We start from the raw sequence: 456 nt of genomic DNA on the forward strand, positions 1-456 counted from the left end.
TCCTCCACACAATTTTACCTGTGCTTCAACCTGGCCATGGATAGATCACTACGGTTTCGGGTCTACTATTACTAACTGAACGCCCTGTTCAGACTCGCTTTCGCTGCGGCTCCGTGTTTTCCACTTAACCTCGCTAGCAACAGTAACTCGTCGGTTCATTCTTCAATAGGCACGCCGTCGTCCTGATATATATACAGACTTCGACTGTTTGTAGACATACGGTTTCAGGTTCTCTTTCACTCCCCGCCAGGGGTTCTTTTCACCTTTCCCTCACGGTACTATGCGCTATCGGTCGATATCAGTATTTTGGCTTGGAGGGTGGTCCCCCCTGCTTCCCACAAGGTTTCACGTGTCTCGTGGTACTCTGGATACAGTCCCATGTATGCAAGGTTTCGATTACAGGGCTTTCACCTTCTGCGGCTGAGCTTTCCAACTCGATTCTTCTACCTCATTTAC

1 rRNA gene is annotated in these 456 nt (G+C 49.1%); it reads right to left on the reverse strand.

The window, feature by feature from the left end:
• Window positions 1-456, reverse strand: a 23S ribosomal RNA gene (locus ACSV5T_RS09725); the annotation flags it as partial.

The sequence above is a fragment of the Veillonella sp. ZSJB6 genome (assembly GCF_051549505.1).
GTDB lineage: Bacteria > Bacillota > Negativicutes > Veillonellales > Veillonellaceae > Veillonella.